The organism is Sphingomonas mesophila (genome assembly GCF_003499275.1).
GTDB lineage: Bacteria > Pseudomonadota > Alphaproteobacteria > Sphingomonadales > Sphingomonadaceae > Sphingomicrobium > Sphingomicrobium mesophilum.
Map to the genome: position 1 here is coordinate 1,835,189 of NZ_QWDF01000001.1, position 21,385 is coordinate 1,856,573.

General features: G+C 68.9%; 21 protein-coding genes. 12 read left to right on the forward strand and 9 right to left on the reverse strand.

Annotation, left to right across the window (positions count from 1 at the left end; translation table 11 throughout):
- Window positions 1–18: 18 nt before the first annotated feature.
- The gene (gene sucC, locus D0Z60_RS09190; protein WP_118857958.1) at window positions 19–1,224 is read right to left on the reverse strand and encodes an ADP-forming succinate--CoA ligase subunit beta; all 1,206 of its coding nucleotides are present in this window, start codon (window positions 1,222–1,224) and stop codon (window positions 19–21) included.
- A gap of 50 nt (window positions 1,225–1,274) precedes the next feature.
- A complete protein-coding gene (locus tag D0Z60_RS09195; RefSeq protein ID WP_118857959.1) occupies window positions 1,275–2,258 on the reverse strand; it encodes a hypothetical protein in 984 nt (327 codons plus the stop codon).
- A 165-nt stretch (window positions 2,259–2,423) separates the two neighbouring features.
- On the opposite strand from D0Z60_RS09195, the gene dinB reads away from it, so the two are divergent.
- From dinB to D0Z60_RS09225, 6 genes are all read left to right on the forward strand, one after another.
- Window positions 2,424–3,488, forward strand: a complete 1,065-nt coding sequence (gene dinB, locus D0Z60_RS09200) for a DNA polymerase IV (RefSeq protein ID WP_420822786.1) — start codon at window positions 2,424–2,426, stop codon at window positions 3,486–3,488.
- Between the two features lie 166 nt (window positions 3,489–3,654).
- Complete coding sequence (locus tag D0Z60_RS09205) at window positions 3,655–4,188, forward strand: CarD family transcriptional regulator (protein ID WP_118857960.1); 534 nt, start codon at window positions 3,655–3,657, stop codon at window positions 4,186–4,188.
- Window positions 4,189–4,327: 139 nt separating this feature from the next.
- The gene (locus tag D0Z60_RS09210) at window positions 4,328–5,047 is read left to right on the forward strand and encodes a head GIN domain-containing protein (protein ID WP_162888176.1); all 720 of its coding nucleotides are present in this window, start codon (window positions 4,328–4,330) and stop codon (window positions 5,045–5,047) included.
- Window positions 5,048–5,107: 60 nt separating this feature from the next.
- On the forward strand, window positions 5,108–5,812 hold the full coding sequence (locus D0Z60_RS09215; RefSeq protein WP_118857962.1) for a GIN domain-containing protein: 705 nt from the start codon (window positions 5,108–5,110) through the stop codon (window positions 5,810–5,812).
- Window positions 5,813–5,913: 101 nt separating this feature from the next.
- A complete protein-coding gene (locus D0Z60_RS09220; protein ID WP_162888177.1) occupies window positions 5,914–6,978 on the forward strand; it encodes an EAL domain-containing protein in 1,065 nt (354 codons plus the stop codon).
- 56 nt (window positions 6,979–7,034) lie between these two features.
- Window positions 7,035–7,850, forward strand: coding sequence for a hypothetical protein (locus tag D0Z60_RS09225; protein WP_118857964.1), 816 nt, complete (start codon window positions 7,035–7,037; stop codon window positions 7,848–7,850).
- Here the strand turns inward: D0Z60_RS09225 and D0Z60_RS09230 are convergent.
- Both D0Z60_RS09230 and mgtE read right to left on the reverse strand, forming a co-directional pair.
- The gene (locus D0Z60_RS09230; protein WP_118857965.1) at window positions 7,817–8,224 is read right to left on the reverse strand and encodes a DUF1489 family protein; all 408 of its coding nucleotides are present in this window, start codon (window positions 8,222–8,224) and stop codon (window positions 7,817–7,819) included. The two genes, D0Z60_RS09225 and D0Z60_RS09230, sit on opposite strands and share 34 nt — an antisense overlap.
- A 117-nt stretch (window positions 8,225–8,341) precedes the next feature.
- Window positions 8,342–9,763, reverse strand: coding sequence for a magnesium transporter (gene mgtE / locus D0Z60_RS09235; protein WP_118857966.1), 1,422 nt, complete (start codon window positions 9,761–9,763; stop codon window positions 8,342–8,344).
- 107 nt (window positions 9,764–9,870) lie between these two features.
- Here mgtE and D0Z60_RS09240 point away from each other — a divergent pair, with 107 nt between their 5' ends.
- The gene (locus tag D0Z60_RS09240) at window positions 9,871–10,320 is read left to right on the forward strand and encodes a peptidylprolyl isomerase (RefSeq protein WP_118857967.1); all 450 of its coding nucleotides are present in this window, start codon (window positions 9,871–9,873) and stop codon (window positions 10,318–10,320) included.
- Here D0Z60_RS09240 and D0Z60_RS09245 read toward each other — a convergent pair.
- Entirely contained in the window at window positions 10,317–11,531 is a 1,215-nt protein-coding gene (locus tag D0Z60_RS09245) for a DUF418 domain-containing protein (protein WP_162888178.1), read from the reverse strand. The genes D0Z60_RS09240 and D0Z60_RS09245 overlap by 4 nt on opposite strands.
- A 61-nt stretch (window positions 11,532–11,592) precedes the next feature.
- Here D0Z60_RS09245 and D0Z60_RS09250 point away from each other — a divergent pair, with 61 nt between their 5' ends.
- A complete protein-coding gene (locus D0Z60_RS09250; RefSeq protein WP_118857969.1) occupies window positions 11,593–12,348 on the forward strand; it encodes an SDR family NAD(P)-dependent oxidoreductase in 756 nt (251 codons plus the stop codon).
- Here D0Z60_RS09250 and D0Z60_RS09255 read toward each other — a convergent pair.
- Window positions 12,345–14,210: an adenylate/guanylate cyclase domain-containing protein gene (locus tag D0Z60_RS09255; protein WP_118857970.1), complete on the reverse strand. Its 1,866-nt coding sequence runs from the start codon at window positions 14,208–14,210 to the stop codon at window positions 12,345–12,347. The two genes, D0Z60_RS09250 and D0Z60_RS09255, sit on opposite strands and share 4 nt — an antisense overlap.
- A gap of 161 nt (window positions 14,211–14,371) precedes the next feature.
- Here D0Z60_RS09255 and D0Z60_RS09260 point away from each other — a divergent pair, with 161 nt between their 5' ends.
- Window positions 14,372–16,675 carry a CDC48 family AAA ATPase gene (locus D0Z60_RS09260; protein ID WP_118857971.1) on the forward strand — a complete coding sequence of 768 codons (2,304 nt, stop codon included), beginning with the start codon at window positions 14,372–14,374 and terminating at the stop codon, window positions 16,673–16,675.
- On the opposite strand, the gene D0Z60_RS09265 is transcribed toward D0Z60_RS09260, so the two are convergent.
- Entirely contained in the window at window positions 16,672–17,973 is a 1,302-nt protein-coding gene (locus tag D0Z60_RS09265) for an MFS transporter (protein WP_240325599.1), read from the reverse strand. The genes D0Z60_RS09260 and D0Z60_RS09265 overlap by 4 nt on opposite strands.
- A gap of 104 nt (window positions 17,974–18,077) precedes the next feature.
- Between D0Z60_RS09265 and D0Z60_RS09270 the strand changes: the two genes are divergently transcribed.
- Window positions 18,078–18,728 (forward strand): class I SAM-dependent methyltransferase, encoded by a 651-nt coding sequence (locus D0Z60_RS09270; RefSeq protein WP_118857972.1) that lies wholly within the window; start codon window positions 18,078–18,080, stop codon window positions 18,726–18,728.
- Here the strand turns inward: D0Z60_RS09270 and D0Z60_RS09275 are convergent.
- On the reverse strand, window positions 18,725–19,879 hold the full coding sequence (locus tag D0Z60_RS09275; RefSeq protein ID WP_118857973.1) for a phospholipase D-like domain-containing protein: 1,155 nt from the start codon (window positions 19,877–19,879) through the stop codon (window positions 18,725–18,727). The genes D0Z60_RS09270 and D0Z60_RS09275 overlap by 4 nt on opposite strands.
- 131 nt (window positions 19,880–20,010) lie before the next feature.
- On the opposite strand from D0Z60_RS09275, the gene rpoZ reads away from it, so the two are divergent.
- Window positions 20,011–20,352 carry a DNA-directed RNA polymerase subunit omega gene (rpoZ, locus tag D0Z60_RS09280; protein ID WP_118857974.1) on the forward strand — a complete coding sequence of 114 codons (342 nt, stop codon included), beginning with the start codon at window positions 20,011–20,013 and terminating at the stop codon, window positions 20,350–20,352.
- 11 nt (window positions 20,353–20,363) lie between these two features.
- On the opposite strand, the gene D0Z60_RS09285 is transcribed toward rpoZ, so the two are convergent.
- Entirely contained in the window at window positions 20,364–20,876 is a 513-nt protein-coding gene (locus D0Z60_RS09285) for a winged helix-turn-helix transcriptional regulator (RefSeq protein WP_118858530.1), read from the reverse strand.
- A gap of 128 nt (window positions 20,877–21,004) precedes the next feature.
- Here D0Z60_RS09285 and D0Z60_RS09290 point away from each other — a divergent pair, with 128 nt between their 5' ends.
- Complete coding sequence (locus D0Z60_RS09290; protein ID WP_162888179.1) at window positions 21,005–21,322, forward strand: CC_3452 family protein; 318 nt, start codon at window positions 21,005–21,007, stop codon at window positions 21,320–21,322.
- Window positions 21,323–21,385 lie beyond the last annotated feature (63 nt).

The following is a 21,385-nucleotide window of genomic DNA, read 5'->3' on the forward strand; positions in this document are numbered from 1 at the left end:
GCGGTGCGTTCCTTCAGCTTAAGCGGCGACCCGCTGCTTGACCGCAGCGACGATCTTGTTGGCGGCGTCGCCGAGGTCGTCGGCGGCAACGATCGGGAGGCCGGATTCGGACAGGATTTTCTTGCCGAGGTCGACGTTGGTGCCCTCGAGCCGGACGACCAAAGGATCCTCCAGCTTCACCTCGCGGGCGGCAGCGACGATGCCCTCGGCGATGGTGTCGCAGCGCATGATCCCGCCGAAGATGTTGACGAGAATGCCCTTCACCGCCGGGTCCGACAGGATGATCTTGAACGCCGCGGTGACCTTTTCCTTCGACGCGCCGCCGCCGACATCGAGGAAGTTGGCCGGTTCGCCGCCCGACAGCTTGATGATGTCCATCGTCGCCATGGCGAGGCCGGCGCCGTTGACCATGCAGCCGATGTCGCCGTCGAGCTTGATGTAGGCGAGGTCGTATTTCGACGCCTCGATCTCGTGCGCGTCCTCCTCGCTGAGGTCGCGCAATTCGGCGAGGTCCTTGTGGCGGAACATGGCGTTGCTGTCGAAGCCGACCTTGGCGTCGAGCACCATCAATTGGCCGCCCTCGGTGATCGCCAGCGGGTTGATCTCGATTTGCGAAGCGTCGGTGCCGAGGAAGGCGTCGTAGAGCTTGGCCAGCACGCTCGCGCATTGCTTGGCGAGGTCGCCGGAAAGGCCGAGCGCGGCGGCGACCGAGCGGCCGTGGTGCGGCATCAGGCCGGTCGCCGGATCGACCGTGATGGTGGTGATCTTGTCGGGCGTCGCGTGCGCGACCTCCTCGATGTTCATGCCGCCCTCGGTCGAGGCGACGATGGCGATCCGGCCGGACTCGCGGTCGACCAGCAACGCGAGGTAGAATTCCTTGGCGATGTCGACGCCGTCGGTGATGTAAAGGCGCTGGACCTGCTTGCCGGCCGGGCCGGTCTGGACGGTGACCAGCGTCTTGCCGAGCATCTCGGCGGAGTGATCACGCACCTCGTCGATCGAATGCGCCAGCCGGACGCCGCCCTTGGCGTCGGGCCCGAGCTCGGTGAACTTGCCCTTGCCGCGGCCGCCGGCGTGAATCTGCGACTTCACCACCCACAGGGGTCCGGGCAGTTTCCCGGCGGCGGCAACCGCTTCCTCGACGCTCATCGCGGCAAATCCCGCGGGGACCGGAACGCCGAACTTGGCGAGCAATTCCTTGGCCTGATATTCGTGGATATTCATGGCGCGCCCTACAGCACAAGGCGGACGCGAATGGAAGCGGGCCGCAAGCCCTAATGCTGGTGGTGCGGGTGGCCGGGCGCGGCGTCGGACGGACCGTGTTCGGTGATCGCGGCGATGCGGGCCTGCTGCGCCGGGGTCAGCGCGCGCTTCCACTGGGCGTCGAACATCGCCCAGCCATGTTCGGCCATTGTGTTGACCTGCACCTTGGTGCCGGACTTGAGCCCGATCCGGACATGGTCGGCGGCGGCCTTGCAGGCGGCGTGGAGGCGGGCCTTGTGCGCGCCGGCATTGGCGACCCACAAGGCGCCGTCGATCGTCTCCGCACAGCCGTTGGGCGCGGCCAGCTGGAGCCCACGCGCGGCATGTTCGCTGGCGCCCTCGGCAAAGGCAAACGGCAAGCCGAGCTTGGCATAGGGAATGGCGCGGTTGCGGTGGGCGAACGGGCCGTCGGGATTGGGGATCGGCCCGGTCCACACGTGGACCATCGCCAGCCGGCCGCGGCCGTCGCCCTTGCCGACGAAATGCTGCGGCCCGAAGCGGTCGGCGACCCAGCGCAGCAACGGACGGTCCTGGAGCGCGGCGGCGACCGCCTTGGGGAAATCGTGGACGTGCCAGACGTCGGCCGAGCCGGCGAAGCCTTCGGGCACCGGTTCGCCCGGCGCGATCCGGACATTGAACGCCACCCCGGTCAGCACGCGCTTGCCATTGACGAAGGTGTACATGAGGTTCGACGGGCGCCGGAAATCGAGCGGCATGCCGCTGACGTAATCGATCCCGCCTTTTTCGGGTGGAAGGCTGTAATGCTCGCCCATCAGCGGGCCGTCGCCGCCGAACTTCTTCCAGCCCTCGCGCCGCGCGACTTCGAAGTCGGCATAGCGCGCGACCGCGGCGCGGACGGTGGCGAGCTGGGCCTCGGTGGCCCTGGGCTGAGGTCCGGCCTGGACTGCAGGCATGGCGTGATGGTCGTGATGCTGCGCGGCGGCAGCGGTGACGAGAACCGCGGCGGCCGCGGCGCACAGCAGGAGCGTCTTCATGGCGGTGGGATGATCGGACGGGCGCCCTTAACCGTTGATGACCTGCGCGTGGTCGACCCCTCCACCAGCCTGCGCCTTCCGCCGATATTCCAGCGACGCTGGGCGCCGCCGGACCCTTGAAATCGGCTCTGCCCGTTCGGGGGAGGATTTGATACGTCCGGCGCCGTGAGTTCGCGCAAGATCATTCATGTCGACATGGACGCCTTCTACGCGTCGGTCGAGCAGCGCGACGATCCGGCGCTGCGTGGGCGCCCGGTGGCGGTTGGCGGAGGGCATCGCGGGGTGGTGGCGGCGGCGAGCTACGAGGCGCGCGCGTTCGGTGTGCGCTCGGCGATGCCGTCGGTGACCGCCCGGCGGCGCTGCCCGGACCTGATCTTCGTCAAGCCGCGGTTCGAGGTCTACAAGGCGGTCAGCCAGCAAATCCGGGCGATCTTCGCCGATTTCACCGATGCGATCGAGCCGCTGAGCCTCGACGAGGCCTATCTCGACGTCAGCGAGGACCGGCTCGCCCTGGGCAGCGCGCGGGCGATCGCCGAGCGCATTCGCGCCCGGATCCGCGCCGAGACCGGGCTCACCGCCAGCGCCGGGGTGAGCTATTGCAAGTTCATCGCCAAGCTGGCGAGCGACCAGAACAAGCCCGACGGACTGTGCGTCATTCCGCCGGCGCGCGGCGCGGCGTTCGTCGCGGCCTTGCCGGTCGGGCGGTTTCACGGGGTCGGGCCCAAGACCGCCGAGCGCATGGAGCGGCTGGGGATCGTCACCGGCGCCGATCTCGCCGCCTGGACTCTGGCCGAGCTGGAGGCGCATTTCGGATCGTCGGGCCAATGGTATTACCGGATCGCGCGCGGCATCGACGAGCGCGAAGTGCGCAGCAACCGCGAGCTTAAGTCGGCAAGCGCCGAACGGACCTTCGACACCGACTTTTCCGAGGCCGCCGACCTCCACCGCGAACTGGAGCGGGTGGCGGGGCTGGCGTGGCAGCGGATCGCACGCGCCGGAGTCATTGGCCGGACCGTGACCCTCAAGGTCAAATATGCCGATTTCACGCTGATCACCCGCTCGCAAAGCTTCGCCCAGCCGGTCCGCGACGAGGCGACGTTCGCGGCCGCGGGCGCCGAGCTGCTGGCGCGATTGCTGCCGGTGCCCAAGGGCGTCCGACTGCTCGGGCTGGGACTGCACGCGCTGGTCCGCGAGGACGACGGGCCACAGCAGCTGGGGCTGGCGATTTAGTCACAAATCTGCTATAGAATCGGTCGCGAGGGCCAGTGCGAGGTGCAGCGGCCCGCAATCAGTGTTGGATTTCCGACAGGACGGGAACTCGACCGAATGCCGTTGGGGGGCGTTTCGGTGTCGAGCGAGTTCATTCAACCGTCCACCGCTTGAGAAAGGTGATTTGATGGCAGCGAAGGCATTGAGCTTCGATGTGGGCGATTATGTGGTGTACCCCAAGCATGGAGTCGGCCGGGTGGTCGAGCTCCAGAGCACCGAAATCGCCGGCACCGCCCTCGACCTCTACGTGCTCCGCTTCGAGAAGGAAAAGATGACCCTTCGAGTGCCGGTGCTGAAGGCCGATTCGGTCGGCATGCGCAAGCTGTCGAGCGACAAGACGATGAAGGACGCGCTCGAGACGCTGAAGGGCAAGCCCAAGGTGAAGCGCACGATGTGGTCGCGCCGGGCCCAGGAATATGAGGCCAAGATCAATTCGGGCGACCTGACGTCGATCGCCGAAGTGGTGCGCGACCTGTTCCGCCCGGACGATGCGCCCGAGCAGAGCTATTCCGAACGGCAGATTTTCGAAGCGGCGAGCTCGCGCCTGGCGCGCGAACTGGGCGCGATGGAGAAGACCGACGAGAAGGGCGCGCTGGCCAAGATCCTCGAGATCCTCAACAAGGCCGCGCTGATCCATCACAAGAAGACCGAGGACGCATAGGGCGCCGGGTCGACCAACGGTTACGCGAGGGGGCGCTTCCGCAAGGAGGCGCCCTTTTTCGTACGCGGGCGGGCGAATGCGTTTGCATTGCCGACTGTCGCGGTGTATTAGCATGGCAATACGCTTTGAGGAGAGTGCCATGCGCCGCCTGTTGTTCGCCACCGCCGCCATGATCGCCGTCGCCGGCTGCAACGTCGGGGGCCGCGCCGAGACCCGCGATGCAGGGCCCGAGGTCAGCCGCAACTACGGTGTCGGCGGGTTCGACCGGATCGAGGTGATGGGCCCCTATGACGTGGCGGTGACGACCGGCGGAGCGACGCGGGTCGCGGCCAGCGGCGGCGCCAATCTGCTCGACGAGACCGAGGTGCTGGTCGAGAAGGGCGCGCTGGTCATCCGGCCCAAGAAGCACAAGGGCATGCGGTTCAACTGGAACGACGGCAAGGCGCGCTTCGCGATCAACGTCGAGGCGCTGCGCGGAGCGGCGATCGCCGGATCGGGCGACGTGTCGGTCGACAAGGTGGCGGGCGATTTCGACGGCGAGGTCGCCGGATCGGGCTCGATCGGGGTCGGCGCGCTGAGCGGCGGCCGGACCCGGGTCGAGATCGCCGGATCGGGCGAGTTCACCGCCGCCGGCCAGGTCGAGGCGCTCGAAGTCGACATCGCCGGATCGGGCGACGTTGACATGCAGGGGCTGAAGGCGCGCACCGCCGACATCAGCATCGCCGGATCGGGCAACGTCCGCGCCAACGCCAGCGAGACGGCAGCGGTCAACATCATGGGCTCGGGCGATGTCGAGCTGGGCGGCGGCGCCAAGTGCACGGTGAAGAAGGCCGGAAGCGGCAACGTGCGCTGCAACTAAAGCGCGCCCGGCGGCCGGCCGCTTGAGGCTTTGTTAACCATAAGCGGCGACAGTGCGGGCATGCGCCTGATGCTGACCATCCCGCTCCTGCTCGCCGCCGCCGCACCGGCCGCGGCGGCCGACCGCAATTTCGGAGTCAACGGCTTCGACCGGGTGCGGGTCGATGGCGACTATCGCGTGGAGCTGACCACCGGGGTTGCGCCCTATGCCAAGGCGAGCGGCGATGTGCGCGCGATCGACCGGCTCAACATCAAGGTCGAGGGGCGCACGTTGATCGTCCGGCTGGCGCAGTCGGGCGGCTGGGGCAGCGAGCGCCAGTCGAGCGGGCCGGTGACGATCCGCATCGGCACGCACGAGCTGACCACGGCGCAGGTCAATGGCGCCGGATCGCTCGCCATCAACCGGGTCGAGGGGCTGAAGTTCGAGGCCTCGGCGGCGGGGGCGGGCATGCTGACCATCGCCGATGTCGCGGTCGACCAGCTGACGGTCGTGCTGGCCGGCGCGGCGAGCGCTCGGCTGGCGGGCAAGGCCGGGCGGGTGACGGCGCTGGTGCGCGGCATGTCGGTGCTCGACGCGGGCCAGCTCGAGGTCAAGGATTCGAAGATCGTCGCGGAGGGGCCGGCGACCGTCCGGCTGACCGCGAGCGAAACCGCCAAGGTGACCGCGGCGGGAGTCGGATCGGTCAGCTTGGCCGGCAACCCGGCGTGCACGCTCGACGTCCACGGATCGGCCAGCGTCAGCGGCTGCCGGGCGGCGCGCTACTGAGCGGCACGCGGAGCCAAATCACTCGGATTCGGACTCGTTTTTCCTCGTCGAATCGCCCGCCGATGCGTTGGTGCGGCAGCGAAACGACGGGATGCGAGTTCATGCAGACTTTTCCCCTGACGGCCAGCGACGCGGCGGGCGGCGGCCCGCACAATCGGTTCGAGGTGCTGATGCGCACGGTCCGCGAGCGGCTCGGCCTGGCATCGCCGGCGGTGCGCGAGATCGCGAGCAACGATGCCGAAGAGCCGGAGCGCGGCGCTGACGGACGTGAAATCCAGATCCCGCTGCATTTCGGCGAGGACGTGCGGTTCGACACCAGCTGCCGCTTCACCGGCCGCTCGGACGGGCCGCTCGACGATTACGACATGAACGACATGCGCGCCTTCGCGCACCTCACCGGCCAATATATCCAGGAGCGGATCGACCACAGCCGCGCGCGCAACGACCGCCGCACCGCGATCCGCGACATCATCGCCCGCAAGGCGATCGAGATGGTGTTCCAGCCGGTGATCCGGATCGACCGGCCCAAGGTCGAGTTCGTCGAGGCGCTGGCGCGCTTCCCGACGTGCCGCCCGAGCGCGCCGATCGGCTGGTTCAACGACGCGTTCGACGTCGGGCTCGGGATCGAGCTGGAAGTGCTGGCGTTCGATTCGGCGATGGCGCAGATCGCCGGGCTGCCGAACACGACGGCGCTGTCGATCAACGTGTCGCCGGACACCCTGCTTTCGCCGGCGATGCAGGAGCGGCTGGCGGCGGCCCCGGCGCGGCGGCTGATCATCGAGGTTACCGAGCATCGCCCGGTCACCAATTACGTCACGCTGGGCGAAGCACTGCGCCCGTTCCGCAAGCGCGGGCTGAGGCTGGCGGTCGACGACGCCGGCGCCGGCTATGCCAACCTTCGCCACATCCTCGATTTGCAGCCCGACATCATCAAGCTCGACATGAGCCTGTCGCGCGGGATCGACCGCGACCCGGCGCGGCGCGCCTTGGCGGCGGCGCTGATCCAGTTCGCCGCGGCGGTCGATGCCGAGCTGGTCGCCGAGGGGGTCGAGAGCCCGGCCGAACTCGCCGCGCTGCGCTCGCTCGGGATCGCCATGGTCCAGGGCCACATCTACGCGCGGCCAGCGGCGATGGGGACGCTCGGCGGAGATTCGCTGGCGGCCTGACGCGCCGCTTGTGATTGCGCTCGCAGCCGCTAGCCTCTCGTCTTTGGGGGTAGGGCATGCGGTGGCGGGGGTTTCGGCCGGCGAACGGCTGGCGCGGGTTGCTGGGCGAGATCGCGATCATCGTCGCCGGCGTGCTGATCGCGCTCGGCGCACAGCAGGCAGTCGACAATTGGCGCTGGGACCGCGACGTGGCCGCCGGGCGCGAGGCGCTGCGCGAGGACTATAAAGCGATCGTCACCAATGCGCGCGAGCGCAAGGAGCTCGACGGCTGCATCCGCGCCCGGCTGGGCGAGTTGGCGGGCATGCTCGACCGCGACCCCGACCACACGCCGGGCCTGCAGCGCTTCGGCAGCCCGCCCGAGCGGCCGTGGGCGTCGCGCAGCTGGGACAGCCTGGTCGCGACCGAGGTGTCGACCCACATGTCGCGCGACGAAATGCTGAGTCATGCCAATATCGCCGCCACCGCCCGGACCGCGGAAGAAAAGGTGGTCGAGGAAATGCGCGCCTGGGCGCATCTTTATTCACTGACCGGGGCGCGGCGGCCGCTGGCGTCGGGCGAAGCGGCGGCAATCCGACAGTCGCTTGCGCTGGCGATGTACCGGCTCAATTTGGTCCGGTTGACCGCGCCGCAGCTGGAGCGCGAGATCATGCAGACCAAGCTGCTGACCAAAGCCGATCTTGCCGAAATCGACGAGAATGTGGCGCGGCTTCGGACGGGCCCGAACTGGCAGGGCAATTGCGCGCCGGTGACAAGGGCGGCGGGCGGCGGGGTCGAAGCCCCTTATGACCCGGCGATCCAGACCGACCCGCTGTGGCAGCAGCGCGCCGCCGCGCAGGCTCAGACCAGGGCGAGGGCGGCGAGCCGGCCGTAGAGCGCCGGCGGGAGCTCGCCGAGGCCGCTGTCGTCGGGCGTGGTGTCGGCGTCCGCCTCGAAATAGCGCCAGCCCTGGTGGGCGCGCTTGGGAATCGGCGAGACGATCACCAGCTCCGACGCGCAGACGATGTCGACGCGGCCGTCGCTGCGGTCGTCGAGGCGGAGGATCTGCTGGCGCGCGACAATGCGGTGCTTGACGATCCAGTGGAGCGCCCCGCCGGGCAGCTCGTCGGCGCGACGCGGGCGCATGCGGGTGGGGACGCGAACCTCGCCGGACTGGGTGACGCGGCGGGCGATTCGGTTCTTCAGCGCCTCGACGCTAGCGCAGCCGACGGCGACCTTGGTGAGATGAAGCGGCACGGACAGCGACATAGGGTGTTCGAGCGGCGTACGGGAGGCCCCTGATGGAAATCGTTGTCCGGGCCCATGAGGCGCCAGCGGGCATCAACGGTTGGCGTGGACCCCAGCCTTCGCTGGGGTGACGGGGCTTTAGGCGCCGAGGCCGGCGAGGGTGGCGAGGCCGAGGAAGGCGAGGAAGCCCATCGAATCGGTGACGGTGGTGACGAACACGCTCGACGCCACCGCCGGATCGGAGCCGACCCGCTCGAGGGTCAGCGGGACGAGCACCCCGGCGAGGCCGGCGACGATGATGTTGACGAGGATCGCGGCGGCGATGACCGCGCCAAGATCGCGGTTGCCGAGCACCGCCCACACGCCGAGCCCGAGCAGGATGGCGATGGTCGCACCATTGAGCACGGCGACGCTGAGCTCGCGCTTGATGGTGCGCCAGCGGTTGGAGCTGGTCAGCTGGTTGGTGGCGATAGCGCGGACGGTCACGGCCAGCGCCTGCGTGCCGGCATTGCCGCCGAGCGCGGCGACGATCGGCATCAGCGCGGCGAGGATCGCGAATTGCTCGATGGTCGCTTCGAAGCGCGAGATGACGAGGGTGGCGATGAGCGCGGTGCCGAGGTTGGCGATCAGCCAGCGCACGCGGTCCTTATAGGCATCGCGCACCGGCTCGTTGATGTCGCCCTCGCCGGCGCCGGCCAGCGCGAGCGTGTCCTCGCTCGCTTCCTCCTCGATGACGTGGACGACATCGTCGACCGTGATCATTCCGACGAGGCGGCCCGAGCCGTCGATCACCGCGGCCGAGATGAGGGCGTATTTCTGGAACTTGAGCGCGACCTCCTCCTGGTCGAGATCGACCGGGATGAGGGTCTGCTCGCGCTGCATCAGCTCGCCGACCGCGCGGTCGCGGGGCGAGCGCAGGATGGTCGACAGCTTGCAGGTGCCGATCGGGTGATGATCGGGCGAGACGACGAAGATTTCCCAGAAATCGGTCGCCAGCTCCTCCGACGAGCGGAGGTAGTCGATCACCGCTCCGACGGTCCAATGTTCGGGCACCGCGATGAGATCGCGCTGCATCAGGCGGCCGGCGGTCTCCTCGGCGTAGGTCAGCGCTTCCTCGACCGCGGCGCGGTCGTCGGGCTCCATGCGATCGAGCACGGCGCGCTGCTCGTGCGCCTCGAGGTCCTCGATCAGCGCGACCGCGTCGTCGGTGTCGAGCTCGCCGGCCAGTTCGGCGACTCGCTCGGGCGCCATTTCGTCGAGCAATGTCTCGCGGACGTGCTCGTTCAATTCGGCGTAGACGTCGGCGTCGACGATCTCGGCCAGCGCCGCGACCAGGCCCTCGCGCTCGTCGGCGGCGGCGAGCTCGATGAGGTCGGCTACGTCGGCCGGGTGAAGCGGCTCGACCAGCGCTCGGGCGGTGTCATTGTCGCCGGCGGCGACGCAATCGAGCACGCGCGCGACGAACGGGCCGGTCAGCCGGTCCTCCTCGTCCTTGATCGGGTCGGGGCGATATTCGGCGGAGGGCAAGGGCTGGGCGGCGATGTTCTCGCTATCGTCCATGGCCGGTCCCCTTCACGCGTCGCGGCAGTCCCTATGACCGCGGCGGCTCTGGCGCAAGCGCGGGGAGGCCCCTACATGGCCGCCAACCCCAACGGAGATTCGACAGCATGGCCGACACCTTGACGCTCACCCTTTCGACCGGCGGCGATGTCGTCATCAAGCTTCGCCCGGACCTGGCGCCCGGCCATGTCGAGCGGATCAGCGAGCTGGCCAAACAGGGTTTCTATGACGGCGTGCCGTTCCACCGCGTGATCCCGGGCTTCATGGCGCAGGGCGGCGATCCGACCGGGAGCGGCATGGGCGGCAGCGAGCTTCCCGACCTCAAGGCCGAGTTCAGCGCCGAGCCGCACACGCGCGGCACCTGCTCGATGGCGCGCACTTCCAACCCCGACAGCGCCAACAGCCAGTTCTTCATCTGCTTCGACGACGCGCGCTTCCTCGACCGCCAGTACACCGTGTGGGGCCAGGTCGAGAGCGGCATGGAGCATGTCGACGCGCTGCCGACCGGCGAGCCGGTGGCCAATCCGGGGCGGATCGAGAAGGCGGTCGTCGCCTAACGGCGCATCGGCTGGGCCGCGCCGTAGGTCAGGCTTCGCCACAGCCATTCGGCGGGGCCGAAGCGGTAGCGGGCGAGCCACCAGCGGCTGACGGCGACCTGGGCGGCGAACAGCGCCGGCGCGAACAGCAGCACGAAGACGAGGCCGAAGCGGCCGAGCAGGCCGAGGCCCCAGCCGTAGAAGACCAGGCCCTGGACGATGGTCTGGGCGAGATAGTTGGTCAGCGCCATGCGCCCGGCCGGGGCGGCCCAGTCGAGCCAGCGGTGGCGGCCGGCGGCCCACAGCAGCGCCGCGGCGGCGGCATAGCCCAGCGCGAGCGTCGGGGTCGACAGGCAGTAGAGCGTCTCACTGACCATCTCGGTGGCCGCGCCTTCGCCCATCAGCGGCTCGGCGAGGACCCGGGCGAGGGCGAGCGGGAGGCCGGCGCCGAGGCCGATCATGGCGACGCGGCGGAGCAAGGGGCGGAAAGCGGCGGGGTTGGCGGCGATCGCGCGGCGGCCGACCCACAGGCCGATGAGGAACATCGCCAGCACCTTGGCCGGGCGCATTTGGTAGACGAGGTCGGCGACGCGGAACAGGATTTCAGGGGCGTGGACCGCGAATTGCTCGAAATAGTTGCGGTCGCGATAGTAAGCGAGCGGCGACTGGTCGGGGTCGATCCCGGCCGCCCGAAGCGCCGACATCCCGGCGCCGAACAGCGGCCGCGACGGATCGAGGCCGCCGGCGTGGATCATTACCGACCAGGCGATCGGCGCGAGCCACAGGGCCGCCGCCCAGATGAGCAGGGTGCGGTCGGCGGACCTGCGGAACAGCAGCAGGACCATGCCCATCAGCGCGTAGAGCGCGCGGATGTCGCCCATCCACAGCAGCAGGAGGTGGGCGAGGCCGAAGCCGAACAGGATGGCGAGCCGCCTGAGATAGCGGCCGGCGCCCTCGCCGCGCGCCTCGAGCCGACCGAGCTGGATGGCGAAGCCGATCCCGAACAGGAGCGAGAAGATCGAATAGAATTTGCCGACCACCAGCCATTCGATCAGCAGCTCGGCGAGATCGTCGAAGCGGGCGCCGAGGGCCGCGGCGCGCTGAGCCTCGTCCATCATGCCGAAGCCGATGAAGCCGACCATGTTGGCGGCGAGGACGCCGAGCAGGGCCCAGCCGCGCAGCCCGTCGAGGAGGTGCGAGCGCTCGCCCGGATCGACCGGTGTGCCGTTCATGCGTTTCCCCCTGCCCCGGCCCGCGATACAGCATGACGGAGGCGCAACAAAGGACAAGCGGATGAACATGGTCACGATCATCACCGGCGCCTCGGCCGGGCTGGGAGTCGATTTCGCGCGGCAGCTGGCGGGGCGCGGTGAGCGGCTGGTGCTGGTGGCGCGGCGCAAGGACCGGCTCGACGCGCTGGCGACGGAGCTGGGCAACGCGCGCGCGGTGGCGCTCGACCTCGGCGAAGCGGGGGCGGCGGGACGGCTGATGAAGGACCTTGCGGCGCACGGCGAGGAGGCGCGGGGCCTGATCAACAACGCCGGCTTCGGCCTGTGGGGCAAGTTCGCCGCGCTCGACGGCACGCGGCAGCGGGCGATGATCGATCTGAATTGCGGGACGCTGGTCGAGCTGACGCACGCGGTGCTGCCGGCGATGCTGGCGCGGGGCGACGGGGCGATCCTCAACGTCGCCTCGACCGCCGCCTTCCAGCCGGGGCCGGGCATGGCGACTTATTTCGCGACCAAGGCGTTCGTGCTGAGCTTCAGCGAGGCGCTGCACGAGGAAGTGCGGACGAGCGGCATCCGGGTGACGGCGCTATGCCCCGGACCGACCAAGACGGAGTTCGGCGACGTCGCGGGGTTCAAGGGCAACGGCATGTTCGACAAGCTGAGCGCTGGCTCGGCCGAGGTGGTGGCGCTGGGGCTGAAGGCGCTCGACTCCAACCGCGCGGTGGCGATCCCCGGGCTGGTCAACAAGCTCGGCGCGCAAGGCCACCGCTTGTTCCCCCGCGCACTGCTGCGCAAGGTGACCGCGGCGATCAAATCTTAGGCGGCGGCGCGGCGCTCCTTGAGCCGTTCGGTCAGATCGATGAAGCGCGGGTCGGCGCGGATCACGTCGAAATCCGAGTCGGTCTGCAGCCACATTTCCATCTCGCTGCCGCTATTCGCAGCCCATTTCTCGAGCGCGGCGAAAGCTTTGTCGACCTCCCCGAGCTGGGTGTAGGTGCATGCGGCATTGTAAGACACGATCGGGTCTTCGGGATCGATGAACATCGCCCGCTCGAGCCAGTCGATCGCCTTCTCGCGCTCCCCGATCCGCGCCAGAGTAGGTGCCCCCAATTGGGCCGGGCGGGAATTCTCGGGATGGAGGCGAAGCGCCTCTTCGGCGCGCTTGATCCCAATCCGCGCGTAGCGCTCGGCATCCGCCTGGCGATCGAGCGCCATCAGCACCGAATCGACCAGCATCGGGCTCTGCCAGTCCTCGGGATTGAGATCGACCGCGCGCTCGAACAGCGGCACGGACGCGTCCAGATTGCCTTGCGTAACGTGGAAGCGAGCGTAGGCGAGGTTCGCGTCGAAGCTGTTGGGATCGGCCGCCAGTGCACGGTCGAACGACGCCGTCGCCCCAGCCACGTCGCCGCGATTGCTGAGCGCGACTCCGCGCGCGACATGCGCCTCCGACAAATTGGGATCGAGCGCGATCGCCTTGTCGGCGGCAGCCAGGATTGAATCCGTGTCGATCACGTCGCGATACCAGTTTTCGAGCCGCGCATCGCAGATCGCCATGCCGGCATAGGCGCGCGCATAATTGGGATCGATCTCGACCGCCTTGGCGAACATCTGGCGCGCGAGACGAAGGAGGATGCGGGTCGAATTGAAGAAGAACTGCCGGCCCTTGAGATAATAAGTGTAGGCCTCGACGTTGGCGGTGGGCGCCTGGGTGATCGCCTTCTTTTCCTGCGGCAGGAGCTTGATCTTGAGCTCACCGACGATCGCCTGGGTGATCTCGTCCTGGATGGCGAAGATGTCGGTCAGGTCGCGGTCGTAGCGGTCGGCCCAGACGTGGCCGCCGCTCGCGCCGTCGATCAGCTGGGCGTTGACTCGGACCCGCTCCCCGGCCTTGCGCACGCTGCCTTCGAGAATGAAGCGGGTGCCAAGCTCGGCCGCGACCTGCTGCAGCTGCACCGCCTTGCCCTTGTAGGTGAAGCTGGTGTTGCGGCCGACGACGAACAGGCCGCTGACCTTGGACAAATCGGTGATGATGTCCTCGGTGATGCCGTCGGAGAAGAACTCCTGGCCGGGATCGTCGCTCATGTTGTTGAACGGCAAGACGGCGATCGACGGACGCTCGTCGGCGGCTGGAGCGCTGTCCTTGCCGGCGCTGCGCGACCGGCCGCTGCCGATGGCGATGTGATAGACCTGGACCGGCGTTTCGATGTTCTTGAGCGTCTGCAGCCCGGCGTCGGTAAATTCGACGTCGCTGCGCGTGCCGACATTGTCGCGCACCGAGGCCGACACTGCGACCCCGCCGGGCTTGGCCACCGCTTCGAGCCGCGAGGCGACATTGACCCCGTCGCCGTAAAGATCGTCGTCGTCGACGATCACGTCGCCGAGGTGAATGCCCATGCGGAACTCGATCCGGCGGTCGTCGGGCACGTCCCCCTGGCGGGCGCGCATGTCGCGCTGGATCTCGACCGCGCAGTCGAGCGCTCCGACGACACTCGGGAATTCGACCAAAGTCCCGTCGCCGGTCAGCTTGACGGTGCGCCCGCTATGTTCGGCGATGCACGGATCGAGCAGCTCGCGGCGGAGCGCCTTCAGCGCCTCCAGCGTGGCCACCTCGTTCGCGCCCATCAGGCGACTATATCCGACGACGTCGGCAGCCAGGATTGCGGCGAGTCGACGCTGCATCGCCGGTGTGTGCCCTGTAGTAAACGAAAACACAACGCGCGCAGGGGTTTGCGCGGGCGCTCTTTTATCGCGCGGATGCGCCGCCATATTGAACCTCGAGCGGGGGTCTTCCGTTCGTCCGGCCGGGGCCGGGCCTGTTCACACAAATTCGAGGATCGTCGATGGCGGATGCGGAAACCTTGACCCGGCTGCAGGTCGCCAATCTGGCGCCGGGCGACAGCGGCCGCGGCGTGGCGCGGCTGCCGCTGGCGCTGATGAAGGAGCTCGGGCTCAACGAGGGCGACGTGATCGAGATCGTCGGCAAGCGCAGCACCGGCGCGCGCGCGATCCGGCCGTATGACGACGACGCCGGGCTGGAGATCATCCGCCTCGATGGCCTGCAGCGCGCCAATGCGGGGGTCGGCTCGGGCGATTTCGTCGAGGTCCGCAAGGCGACGAGCAAGCCGGCGACGCGCGTGGTGTTCGCGCCGGCGCAGGACAATATCCGGCTCCAGGGATCGGCCGAGGCGCTGAAGCGCAGCTTCGCCGGCCGGCCGCTGTGCGAAGGCGATACCGTCGCCACCGCCGGCCACCAGCGGGTCAATGCCGACATGCCGGAGCACATCCGGCAATTGCTCAACGCGCCGGCCTTTTCGCTGCAGGAAGTGCGGATGACGGTGGTCTCCGCCTCGCCCAAGGGGATCGTGCACATCGGGCCCGAGACGGCGGTCGAGCTGCTGCCGGAGTTCACCGCCAAGGTGAAGGGCGAGCGGCGCGCCGACGTGACTTACGACGATCTCGGCGGAATGGGCGACACGATCGACGCCCTGCGGGAGATGGTCGAGCTGCCGCTGCGCCACCCCGAGCTGTTCCAGCGGCTGGGAGTCGACCCGCCGCGCGGGGTGCTGCTGCACGGGCCGCCGGGGACCGGCAAGACCCGGCTGGCGCGCGCGGTGGCGAACGAGAGCGAGGCGCAATTCTTCCACATCGCCGGGCCCGAGGTGCTGGGCAGCGCCTATGGCGAGAGCGAGAAGAAGCTGCGCGAGATTTTCGAGGAGGCGAGCAAGGCCGCGCCGTCGATCATCTTCATCGACGAGATCGATTCGATCGCGCCCAAGCGCAGCCAGGTTTCGGGCGAGGCGGAGAAACGGCTGGTGGCGCAGCTGCTGACGCTGATGGACGGGCTCGAGCCGCGGCAGAATTTGGTGGTGATCGCGGCGACCAACCGGCCCGAGGGGCTGGACGAGGCGCTGCGCCGGCCGGGGCGGTTCGACCGCGAGATCATCGTCGGCGTGCCCGACGAGACGGGACGGCGCGAAATCCTGGCCATCCACACGCGCGGCATGCCGCTCGCCGAGGGCGTCAATCTCGACGAACTGGCACGGCGCACCTACGGCTTCGTCGGCGCCGATCTGGCCGCGCTGGTACGCGAGGCGGCGCTGGAAGCGGTGCGGCGGATTATGCCCAAGCTCGATCTGTCGCAGGACAGTATCCCGACCGAAATCCTGGATGCGCTGTCGGTCGAGCAGAACGACATCGATAATGCGCTGAAGCGGGTCCAGCCGTCGGCGATGCGCGAAGTGATGGTCGAGATGCCCAACGTCGGCTGGGACGACGTCGGCGGGCTCGACGAGGCGCGCGACAAGCTGCGCGAAGGCGTGGAATTGCCGCTCAAGCATCCCGCCGCGTTCCGCCGGCTCGGCATCCGCCCGGCGCGGGGCTTCCTGCTGTACGGGCCGCCGGGCACCGGCAAGACGATGCTGGCCAAGGCCGCGGCGCGAGAGAGCGAGGCGAATTTCATCGCCACCAAGTCGAGCGACCTGTTGTCGAAATGGTATGGCGAGAGCGAGCAGCAGATCGCGCGGCTGTTCGCGCGGGCGCGGCAGGTGGCGCCGACCGTGATCTTCATCGACGAGCTCGACAGTTTGGTGCCGGTGCGCGGCGGCGGGATGGGCGAGCCGCAGGTCACCGAGCGGGTCGTCAACCAGATATTGAGCGAGATGGACGGGCTCGAGGAGCTCAACAATGTCGTGCTGATCGGGGCGACCAATCGGCCCAATCTGATCGACCCGGCGCTGCTTCGGCCGGGGCGGTTCGACGAGCTGATCTACGTCAGCCCGCCGGACACCGCCGGGCGCCGTCGGATTTTGGCGATCCACACCAAGAACATGCCGCTGGCCGACGATGTCGACTTGGAGGATCTGGCGCGGCGGACGGAGAATTTCACCGGTGCCGACCTTGAGGATCTGACCCGCCGCGCCGGGCTCACCGCGCTCCATCGCGACCTGCACGAAGGCGCGGTGACGATGGCCGACTTCGAGAAGGCGCTGGGCGAGACGCGCGCATCGGTGACCGAGGAGATGCTGGCCGATTATGCGCGCATTCGCGACACGCTGAAATCGGACGCGGTGAAGCCGGTCGGCGGGATCGGCTTCGTTTCGCCGGGCATGCTCCGGCCGCGCGGGCGCGACCAGGGCAAGACCTAGAGCCGGCGCCACGCCCAGATGGCGAGGATGACGAGGCCGCCGGCGCACAGCAGCGACGGCAGGTCGGGGTCGAGCGCGTAGATCAGCATCGCGAGGGTCGGCGCGGCGACATAGGAGATGCCGTTGGCGGCGGTGATGATGCCGGCGATCGCGCCCTGTTCGGCGAGCGACACGGCGAGGCTGGCGCCGCCGGTGAAGCCGGGGCGGGTGAGGCCGAAGCCGAGGCTGGCGAGCGCAAAGCCGACCACCAGGCCGTAGAGGTCGGCGGCGGCGGCGAGCACCGCGAAGCCGAGCGCGGCGATAAGCGCGCCGCCGGCGACCAGCGCGCGCGGGCCGATCGCGAGGCGGGGGATGATGCCCCATTGCGCGGCGAGCGTGGCCGTGGCGCCGGCCATCAGCACGATCGCGATCGGGCCTTCCGAGCCGACCGGGGCAAGCGCCAGGCGGTCGATGACGAGAAAGCCGAGATAAGTCAGCACGGCGGCCTGGGCGTGGCCGGCGGCGACCCCGGCGACGATCCAGCGGCGGATCCGGCGGTCGGTCCAGCGCATCGGCTGGAGGCCGCGCGGGGCGGTCGCGGCGACCACGCTGGCGCCGGTCGTCGGAGTGGCGATCGACGGATAGCTCATCGCCGCGCCATGGCCCGAACGGCGGCCGCGGCGCGGGCGGGTGTCGTCGGGCAGCCAGCGCCAGATCGCCAGCCACACGCCGAGGCCGATGATGGCGAAGCCGAAGAATGGCCCCGGCAGTCCGACGAACGGAAGCACGAACAATGGCGCCATCGCCGGGCCGATGATCGTCCCGAGCCCGAAGCTGGAGGCGAGCGCCGACAAGGCCGCGACTCGCGCGCTGCGGCGGGTGCGCGAAGCGAGATAGGCCTGGGTCGCGCTGGGGGTCGCCGAGCCGAGCGCGCCGTAGATCCCGCGTGCAATCCCGAACAGCACGAAGGCCGCGATCCCCCCGACCAGGCCGCTCAGCCCGGCCTCGAGCGCGAGTCCGCACAGGAGGGTCGAGACGACGAAGCCGCCGACCCCGAGCAGGGTCAGCGCCTTGCGGCCGTGGCGATCGCTGGCCCGCGCCCACATCGGCGCAAGAACGACCCACAGCACCGCCGAGACGGTGTAGGCGATGGCGGTGAACACGTCCGGGATGGCCATCGCCCGGCCGATCGCCGGCATCACCGACTGGACCGCGGTGTTGCCCGAGGCGGCGAGCAGCATGGCGGCGTAAAGCAGCAGGAAATGGCCGCGGCGCATCGCCGTCCCGCCCACTCCCCTGCGCTCGGCGATCCATTGCATGGCCGCGCTCTAGGGCCGGCCTGCCGCGTTCGCAAAGCGGCGCGTGCAACTGGACAAGGCCCCGCGCATTTGCCAACGCGAGCCCCCATCACGTCGCCGGAGCAATGATGTCCACCCCGTCCGCCCGAACCTTGAAAGGCCCGCGCCGGTTCGTCCGCCGCGTGGCGCACCGGGCCAATTCGCCGAAGTGGCAGTTCCTGCGCGGCTTCCTCAAGAACCCGGTGATGGTCGGATCGGTGATCCCGTCGAGCCGGGTGCTGATCGACAAGATGCTGGCGCCGGTGGACTGGGAGAAGACTCGCCTGTTCGTCGAATATGGGCCGGGGGTCGGCACCTTCACCCGCCCGATCCTCGACCGGCTCGGCCCCGATGCGCGGCTGATCGCGATCGACACCAATCCCGACTTCATCTCCTATCTGCGCAAGACCATCCCCGACCCGCGGCTGATCGCGGTCCACGGATCGGCCGCAGAGGTCGAGCGGATCATCGCCGAGCACGGCTTCGCGCACGCCGACTTCGTGCTGTCGGGCCTGCCGTTCTCGACCCTTCCGCCGGGAGTCGGCGAGGAAATCGGAGCGGCGACGTCGCGCGCGATCCGGGCGGGCGGCGCCTTCCTGGTCTATCAGTTCAGCCCCAAGGTGCGCGAATTCATCGCGCCCTTCTTCGAGCGCATCGAGCGCGGTTTCGAGTGGATCAACGTGCCGCCGGCGACCCTGTTCTGGGCGTGGCGCGAGCCGGCGGGCGCCAAGGCCTAGTCGACGAAATTCATCCGCCGGGTGACGGTGTAATCCATCGACGTCACCAGGAAATGCGACACCGCCCATTTTAAGCGCCGCCAGCCGGTCGCGCGCCGGGCGTGGATTTCGGGCGTAATCTCGAGCGAATCGGCGACCTCGCCGTCGACAAAGGAACGGATCGCGGCGGCGAAGGCGGCGTCGTCGATGCGGAGCATCACCTCAAGGTTGAGATAGATGCTGCGGAAGTCGAAATTGGCCGAGCCGATGTGGACGATGTCGTCGGCGATGTAGAGCTTGGTGTGGAACTTGGCGGGCTGATATTCGAACACCCGCACGCCGCGCTTCAACAGCCGATTGTAGGTGTAGCGGGCGGCGGCGATGGTCGCATTATTGTCGGATTTGGCGGCGGTCACCAGCCGCGCGCTGCCGCCGCGCTCGACCACTCCGCCGATCCGCCGGAGCATCGCGCGGGACGGCGAGAAATAGGCCGCGACGATGTCGAGGCGGCGCGCGCCGAGGATGTCCTTGACGATCTGGACCGGCCACGGGTTGTGCTTGCGCATCGGCCCGCTGAAGCGCCAGGCGAGCGGCCCGCTGCCGCGGCTGTGGCGGGCAATGATCCGCCGGAGCTTGCGGATCAGCGGCCGGGGACCGCGCACCCAGCGCTCGAGCGCGTCGAAATAGTCGCCGAGCTCGGGGACCGCCGGTCCGTCGACCGCGAGCCAGATGTCGCGCCAGTGCTGGGGCCCGATGTCGGTGAGATAATGTTCGTTGATGTTGGCACCGCCGATGATCGCCGCGCGGTCGTCGACGACGATCATCTTCTGGTGATTGCGGATGAGGTAGCGGCGGCCGATCTTGGGGTGGAAGATGCAATGGTGGCCGCCGGCCTCCGACAAGGGATCGAGGAAGGCGGGGCGGATCGCGCCGCTGCCGAACTCGTCGAGCAGAACGCGCACGTCGACTCCGCGCGCGGCGGCGCGGATCAGCGAGTCGAGCACGAGGCGCCCGGCATCGTCCTCGGTGAACATGTAGAACAGGAGGCGGATCGAGGAAGTCGCGGCCTCGATCATGCCGATTAGGGCGTCGAACCGCTCGACCCCACCGGCCAGCAGGCGCAGTCGGTTGCCGGCGACCTGGAGGTCGATCGGGGCTTGGGCGGCGCTCATCGCCCTTGCTGTGGCGGGCCGTGGCGCGCGGCGCAAGGCAGGGGCCGGGCGGCGCCGCGATTGACTTTGCGAGGCCTGCTGCCTATCTGCACCGCCTTCCCAGCAGGGCCAGATATTAAGCGGAGCGACCCATGGCGCGCGTGACGGTTGAAGATTGTGTCGACAAGGTTTCGAACCGGTTCGACCTCGTGCTGCTCGCGGCGCAGCGGGCGCGCCAGATTTCGGGCGGCGCCGACCTCACCATCGACCGCGACCGCGACAAGAACCCGGTCGTCGCGCTGCGCGAGATCGCCGAGGAGACGGTTCGTCCCAAGCACCTCGAGGAAGCGATCGTCGGCAATCTGCAGCGCGTGCGGGTCGACGAGGACGACGAGACGGACGAGCTGGCGAGCTTGAGCGAATCGGCCGAGGCGCTGCGCCTCACCGCCGCCGCGCCGCCGCGCCCGACCCCGAGCGCCAGCGAATATGAGTAAGGAAAGGCGGCTTAACCAGCCGCCTTTTTCTTGAGTCCCTCGGCACCGCGGCGGAGCTCGGTGCCGGTCGAGACGTCGAGCCACATCAGATCGTTGAGCTGGAGCGGCCGGCCGTCATGGGCCTGGACGCTGATTCGGCGTACCGGCTTGCAGTCGCGGGTGTCGGCGAGGACGATGTCCTGGCTGCCGTGGCCCCAATCCTCGCCCCATTGGCGCAGCGCCAGTACCACCGGCAGCAGCGCTTCGCCCTTGGCGGTCAGCGAATAGACCACCTTGCGGCGGTCGTCGGGGTCGGGATGGCGCTCGAGAATGCCGCCCTCGACCATCCGGCTGAGCCGGTTGGAGAGGATGTTGCGGGCGATCCCGAGACCGGCCTGGAACTGTTCGAAATGCTGGAGGCCGTTGAGCGCCCCGCGCAGGATGAGGAAGGCCCAGCGCTCGCCGATCAGTTCGACCGCGGGGGGCAAGGGACAGGTCAGCGCGGCCCGGCGAAAGGCCTCGATATCGGGATGTTCGACCAGCATGTGCCGGTTCAACGCAAGAACTCCATTGGTCTTCATTGACACAGCGGAACCGAAAATAACAGTTGCGAATGAGGACTGGTATCGCTAGATGGGTTGCTCTCCGCAACTTAAATATGATGGAGCCGCCCATGACTCGCTTTGCCTCGATCGCCCTCGTCGCCGCACTCGTCGCCGCCCCCGCCACGGCCGGCACCTATGCCGCGAAGCCGGTCGCCGGTGGCCAGCCGGCCAAGGTCGTGACCCGCGACGTCGCGTGGAATTTCGCCGGCGGCGCGTTCGTCGGCCGCACCGACCAGAGCCGCCCGGTGGTGCTGTGCCAGGCGCTGGCCAAGAAGGTCGGCCCGATCGCCAGCTTCACCGCCGACGGCCGCCCCCTGAGCGCGGCCGAGCTGGCCAAGTGCAACGGCAAGGCCGGCGGCGGCCAGGCGGTCGCCAACGCCAACTGATTTCTCCCCTCGCCGACCCACGGCGAGGCGATCGCGCCCGGCTCCCTCCCCTCCTCGCCGGGC

What these genes read in the sequence shown, in the direction of transcription:
- rpoZ (WP_118857974.1), top strand. Translation starts at nt 20,011, where the DNA reads ATGGCGCGCGTGACGGTTGAAGATTGTGTCGACAAGGTTTCGAACCGG.
- D0Z60_RS09265 (WP_240325599.1), bottom strand. Translation starts at nt 17,973, where the DNA reads ATGCAATGGATCGCCGAGCGCAGGGGAGTGGGCGGGACGGCGATGCGC.
- D0Z60_RS09290 (WP_162888179.1), top strand. Translation starts at nt 21,005, where the DNA reads ATGACTCGCTTTGCCTCGATCGCCCTCGTCGCCGCACTCGTCGCCGCC.
- D0Z60_RS09285 (WP_118858530.1), bottom strand. Translation starts at nt 20,876, where the DNA reads ATGCTGGTCGAACATCCCGATATCGAGGCCTTTCGCCGGGCCGCGCTG.
- D0Z60_RS09210 (WP_162888176.1), top strand. Translation starts at nt 4,328, where the DNA reads ATGCGCCGCCTGTTGTTCGCCACCGCCGCCATGATCGCCGTCGCCGGC.
- D0Z60_RS09245 (WP_162888178.1), bottom strand. Translation starts at nt 11,531, where the DNA reads ATGAACGGCACACCGGTCGATCCGGGCGAGCGCTCGCACCTCCTCGAC.
- D0Z60_RS09195 (WP_118857959.1), bottom strand. Translation starts at nt 2,258, where the DNA reads ATGAAGACGCTCCTGCTGTGCGCCGCGGCCGCCGCGGTTCTCGTCACC.
- D0Z60_RS09240 (WP_118857967.1), top strand. Translation starts at nt 9,871, where the DNA reads ATGGCCGACACCTTGACGCTCACCCTTTCGACCGGCGGCGATGTCGTC.
- D0Z60_RS09250 (WP_118857969.1), top strand. Translation starts at nt 11,593, where the DNA reads ATGAACATGGTCACGATCATCACCGGCGCCTCGGCCGGGCTGGGAGTC.
- D0Z60_RS09215 (WP_118857962.1), top strand. Translation starts at nt 5,108, where the DNA reads ATGCGCCTGATGCTGACCATCCCGCTCCTGCTCGCCGCCGCCGCACCG.
- D0Z60_RS09230 (WP_118857965.1), bottom strand. Translation starts at nt 8,224, where the DNA reads ATGTCGCTGTCCGTGCCGCTTCATCTCACCAAGGTCGCCGTCGGCTGC.
- D0Z60_RS09225 (WP_118857964.1), top strand. Translation starts at nt 7,035, where the DNA reads ATGCGGTGGCGGGGGTTTCGGCCGGCGAACGGCTGGCGCGGGTTGCTG.
- D0Z60_RS09205 (WP_118857960.1), top strand. Translation starts at nt 3,655, where the DNA reads ATGGCAGCGAAGGCATTGAGCTTCGATGTGGGCGATTATGTGGTGTAC.
- sucC (WP_118857958.1), bottom strand. Translation starts at nt 1,224, where the DNA reads ATGAATATCCACGAATATCAGGCCAAGGAATTGCTCGCCAAGTTCGGC.
- D0Z60_RS09270 (WP_118857972.1), top strand. Translation starts at nt 18,078, where the DNA reads ATGATGTCCACCCCGTCCGCCCGAACCTTGAAAGGCCCGCGCCGGTTC.
- mgtE (WP_118857966.1), bottom strand. Translation starts at nt 9,763, where the DNA reads ATGGACGATAGCGAGAACATCGCCGCCCAGCCCTTGCCCTCCGCCGAA.
- D0Z60_RS09275 (WP_118857973.1), bottom strand. Translation starts at nt 19,879, where the DNA reads ATGAGCGCCGCCCAAGCCCCGATCGACCTCCAGGTCGCCGGCAACCGA.
- D0Z60_RS09220 (WP_162888177.1), top strand. Translation starts at nt 5,914, where the DNA reads ATGCAGACTTTTCCCCTGACGGCCAGCGACGCGGCGGGCGGCGGCCCG.
- D0Z60_RS09260 (WP_118857971.1), top strand. Translation starts at nt 14,372, where the DNA reads ATGGCGGATGCGGAAACCTTGACCCGGCTGCAGGTCGCCAATCTGGCG.
- D0Z60_RS09255 (WP_118857970.1), bottom strand. Translation starts at nt 14,210, where the DNA reads ATGCAGCGTCGACTCGCCGCAATCCTGGCTGCCGACGTCGTCGGATAT.